The organism is Lactobacillus sp. A27 (assembly GCF_016742815.1).
GTDB classification, from domain to species: domain Bacteria; phylum Bacillota; class Bacilli; order Lactobacillales; family Lactobacillaceae; genus Lactobacillus; species Lactobacillus gallinarum.
The window spans coordinates 1-422 of sequence record NZ_JAEHNT010000108.1 but is presented as its reverse complement, the minus strand read 5'-3'; the positions used below and the strand labels follow the sequence as shown (position 1 = coordinate 422).

Below are 422 nucleotides of genomic sequence, written 5' to 3'. Positions count from 1 at the left end.
GAACGATGTAGCTGATCAGAACTTTGCCTCGGTTGGTACGCCAGAAGTAGCAGGCTATACGCCTGATAAGAGTCAGGTTGCACAGGGTACTGTTAAATATGGCGATCCAGATAGTGCTATAACTGTAACGTATAAAGCAAATTCACAGGTAATTAAAGTTAACTTTATCGACGACACTACAGGTAAGACACTTGATAGTAAACCATTATATGGTGTAAGCGATGCAGATGCTAACTACAATACTAAGGCCGATATTAACAATTATAAAAAGCAACATTATGTTTTCGTAAGTGATAGCAGTAATGGACAAGATTTGATTTTTGATCATGATGATCAGTCAATGCAATTATATGATGTCCACTTTACTCACGCTACCAACCCAGATAGTCGTCAAGATACTGTCACTCGTACGATTACCTACA

The 422-nt window shown here is 38.4% G+C and carries 1 protein-coding gene; it reads left to right on the top strand.

What is annotated here, in order from left to right:
• On the top strand, nucleotides 1-422 hold a 422-nt coding region (locus JEM49_RS09595; RefSeq protein ID WP_446720539.1), incomplete at both ends, for a mucin-binding protein.